The sequence below is a fragment of the Oerskovia sp. 140933 genome, from assembly GCF_059651515.1.
This window is the reverse complement of record NZ_JAMXIO010000066.1, coordinates 1-3,916: the sequence shown is the minus strand read 5'-3', so window position 1 is coordinate 3,916 and position 3,916 is coordinate 1. Positions and strand designations below refer to the sequence as shown.

Below are 3,916 nucleotides of genomic sequence, written 5' to 3'. Positions count from 1 at the left end.
CGTGCACAGCCCCACACTGTCGTGAGTCGCCCTGGCCCAAGCCGTGGCGAGAAGCGCGATGGTTCCTTGACGAGGAGGACCTCATGCGCCTGTCCGCAGGTTCGCCCGCGCCATCGACACGACCTCGCCCATGCCGCCGCCCAGGACCTCCTTGCTCATCGCGACCGCGAAGCCGCGCACCTGCCCGGCCGTGATGGTCGGGGGCAGGGACAGTGCTCGCGGGTCCGTCACGACGTCGACCAGCGCGGGCCCCGGGCGCGAGAGGGCCCCGCGCAGCGCGCCCTTCACGTCCTTGGCCCGCTCGACCCGCACCGACGGGATCCCGATCGCGTTCGCGACGGCGGCGTAGTCGATGTGCGGCGACTCGGTGCCGAACATGGGCAGCCCGTCGACGAGCATCTCGAGGCGCACCATCCCCAGGCTCGCGTTGTCGAACAGCACGATCTTCACGGGCAGCTCGTAGGCCTTGATCGTGATGAGCTCGCCCAGGAGCATCGAGAGCCCGCCGTCCCCGGCCATCGCGACGACCTGCCGGTCCGGCTGCGCGGCGGCGACGCCGATCGCGTGCGGCACCGCGTTGGCCATGGACCCGTGCAGGAACGACCCGATCACGCGGCGCTTGCCGTTGGGGCTGATGTACCGGGCGGCCCACACGTTGCACATGCCGGTGTCGACGGTGAAGACCGCGTCGTCGGCGGCCTCCTGGTCCAGGAGGTCCGCGACGTACTCGGGGTGGATGGGCGTGTGCTTCTCGACGTCCTTGGTGTACGCGCCGACCACGCCCGTCATGGACCTCTCGTGCTTCTTGACCATGGAGTCGAGGAACGAGCGGTTCTTGGCGGTGTTGACGAGCGGCAGCAGGAGCCGCACGGTCTCGCCCACGTCGCCCACCACGGCGACGTCGAGCCGGGTCCGGCGGCCCAGGTGCGTGGGGTCGATGTCGACCTGCGCGGTCCGCACGGACTCGGGCAGGAACTGGTCGTAGGGGAAGTCCGTGCCGAGCAGGAGCAGGAGGTCGGCCTCCTGCATGGCGTCGTGCGCGGCGCCGTACCCCAGGAGCCCGCTCATCCCGACGTCGAACGGGTTGTCGTACTGGATCCATTCCTTGCCCCGCAGCGAGTGACCGACGGGTGCCGCGATCTTGTCGGCGAGCGCGATCACGTCGTCGTGCGCGCCGCGTGTCCCGACGCCCGCGAAGATCGTGACCTTCTTGGCCTTGTTGATCGCGTCGGCCAGGTTCCGCAGCGCGTCCGCGTCGGGGATGATCCGCGGCCTGGCGGGGTGGACGGCGACGTCGACGACCTCGGCCGCGGCGTCGAGGTCCGCGACGTCGCCCGGGATGGTCAGGACGGAGACGCCCGGTGCGCCGTAGGCGTGGTGGATCGCGGAGTTGATGACGCGCGGCGCCTGCTTGGCCGAGGAGATCATCTCGGAGTAGACCGAGCACTCGGTGAACAGGCGGTCGGGGTGCGTCTCCTGGAAGAAGCTCGTCCCGATCTGCGCGCTGGGGATGTGGCTCGCGATCGCGAGGACGGGCACCTTGGAGCGGTTCGCGTCGTAGAGGCCGTTGATGAGGTGCAGGTTGCCCGGCCCGCACGAGCCCGCGCACACCGCGAGCTTCCCGGTGACCTCGGCCTCGGCCGCGGCGGCGAACGCGGCGGACTCCTCGTGGCGCACGTGCACCCACTCGATGCCCTTGCCCTTGCCCTTCTGGCTGCGGCGGACGGCGTCGACCACGGGGTTGAGGCTGTCGCCCACGATCCCGTAGATGCGTTCGACCCCCGCCTCGACGAGCTGCGCGACGAGCAGGTCGGCGACCGTCCTGTTCCGCTTGTCCTGGGGGCGACCGAGTCCGAGTGCCATGGGAGAACCTCCGCACGAAAGGGGGTGGGGAACCCTTCCATCGTGCGCTCGAAGACGGCAGGATGCAGCCGCTGGGGCCGTTCCGCTCGTCACGTCCGGGTGTCAGGTCCGCGTCACAGCGGGCGAGCGGCCTGCCGGGGGCGAGCGGCGCCGTCGGGCCTTCCTCCCCCCCGGGGACGGCGCCGGGCTACGCCTCGTCCACGGCCTCCTCGCGCGGTGCGCCCCGGCGCAGGACCCGCAGCGACCCGAGGACCGCGACGACCGCGAGCCCCCCGGCGATCATCACGACCTGGAAGCCTGCGTGCGCGCCCGCGGCGTCGATGCGCGAACCCGCGATCGACGCCCCGAAGGACACGCCCACGCCCAGCGACGTCCCGACCCACGCGAGGCCCTCGGTGAGCTGCTGCGGGGTCACGAGGTTCTGGACCAGGGCGTTGCCGTTGATGAGGGTCGGGGCGATCGTGAAGCCCGTGACGAACATGACGACGGCCAGCATGGGCAGCGACGTGACCACGAAGAACAGCGAGACGCCCAGGGCGAGGGCGACCATGCCGATCGCGAACCGCTTCCACAGCGGCGAGACCCAGTGCCGCGCCCCGTACGCGAGGCCCGAGATGAGCGAGCCCATCGCGAAGACCGCCAGGATCAGGCCCGACGCCGACTTGGACCCCTGCTCCTCCGCGAACGCGATGGTCGAGACGTCGGTCGCGCCGAAGATGAACCCCATCGCGACGAACACCACGGCGAGGACGACCATCCCGGGCGACCGCATCGCCGACCGGTGCTTGACGCCCGGGACCGACGGGATCACGGGGGGCTCGGTGCGGCGCTGCGACAGGAACCAGACGCCGCCCACGACGGCCGCGACCGCGGGGACGATGATGCCCGCGGAGTCGGTGACCTCGGTCGCGAGCAGCGTCGCGAGGACCGGGCCGACGACGAACACGAGCTCGTCGAGCGCCGACTCGAGGGAGTAGGCCGTGTGGAGCTGGCGCGAGTCCGTGACGACGTGGCTCCAGCGCGCGCGGACCATCGAGCCGTACGAGCCGATGCTCGCGCCCGCGACGACGGCCGTCGCGTAGAGCCAGACGTCGGGAGCCTGGTTGACCGCGGCGAGGATGAGGCCCACGAGGCCCGCCGTGCTCACGACCAGCAGGGGTCGCATGACCTTGGCCTGCCCGACGCGGTCGACGTACCGCGCGATCTGCGGCGAGGCGATGGCCTGCGCGATCACGTAGGCCGCGGACACGCGTCCGGCGAGGGCGTAGGAGTCGTAGATGCCCTGGATCATCAGGACGATCCCGATGCCGACCATGGACATCGGGAGCCTCGCCACGACGGCGGCGGCCGAGAAGTTCAGCGCCCCCGGCTTGCTGAGGACGACACGGTAGGGATTGCGGGAGTCGTCTGCCGCAGTGCGAGGGGGGTCTTGTACCACCGTCTCATTCTCCCATCCGGCGGGGGTCGCCCGTACGCCTCCCGGGCCCTCGTCCACGCGCTCGTCCCGGCCCACGACCGACCGCCCGCGAGCCCCCTCCGAGTGTCACCGCTCGACCGGGCGCGCGCGAACGGATGTCCGCCCCCATGATGAACGGGTGAGCGAGCAGACGCAGGAGATCGAGATCGCGGTCGTCGACAACGCGGCCGAGGAGCGGTTCGAGGCGCGCACGACCGACGGGGAGGTCGCGGGCTTCGCCGCCTACGTGCGACAACCCGGCCAGGTCGTGTTCACGCACACCGAGGTCGACGACGCGTACGCGGGCCACGGCGTCGGGTCGACGCTCGCGCGCGGAGCGCTCGACCAGGTGCGGGCCTCGGGCCAGAAGGTCGTGCCGCTGTGCCCGTTCGTCCGGGCGTTCGTGCAGCTCCACGAGGAGTACCAGGACCTGCTCGCGCACTGAGTCGCCAGGGCCCGCCGGGCTGCCCAGGTACCCGCCGGGCCTGCCCAGGTGGTCGGGGGGGCCAGGTACCCGACGGGCCCAGGTGCCCGCTGGGCCCAGGTGCCCGCCGGGCCCAGGTGCCGAGAACGGGGTTGAGGTCGCCATCAGCTCGA

3 protein-coding genes are annotated in these 3,916 nt (G+C 71.6%); 1 reads left to right on the top strand and 2 read right to left on the bottom strand.

Annotated elements, in window-relative coordinates; genetic code table 11:
- Positions 1–81 precede the first annotated feature (81 nt).
- Both NHG27_RS18860 and NHG27_RS18855 read right to left on the bottom strand, forming a co-directional pair.
- On the bottom strand, positions 82–1,863 hold the full coding sequence (locus NHG27_RS18860; RefSeq protein WP_497017343.1) for a pyruvate dehydrogenase: 1,782 nt from the start codon (positions 1,861–1,863) through the stop codon (positions 82–84).
- A 187-nt stretch (positions 1,864–2,050) separates the two neighbouring features.
- Positions 2,051–3,301 (bottom strand): MFS transporter, encoded by a 1,251-nt coding sequence (locus NHG27_RS18855; protein ID WP_497017342.1) that lies wholly within the window; start codon positions 3,299–3,301, stop codon positions 2,051–2,053.
- A gap of 157 nt (positions 3,302–3,458) precedes the next feature.
- Between NHG27_RS18855 and NHG27_RS18850 the strand changes: the two genes are divergently transcribed.
- Entirely contained in the window at positions 3,459–3,764 is a 306-nt protein-coding gene (locus tag NHG27_RS18850) for a GNAT family N-acetyltransferase (protein WP_497017341.1), read from the top strand.
- Positions 3,765–3,916 lie beyond the last annotated feature (152 nt).

Coding starts and splice junctions, on each gene's coding strand:
- NHG27_RS18860 (WP_497017343.1), bottom strand. CDS start 1,863: ATGGCACTCGGACTCGGTCGCCCCCAGGACAAGCGGAACAGGACGGTC.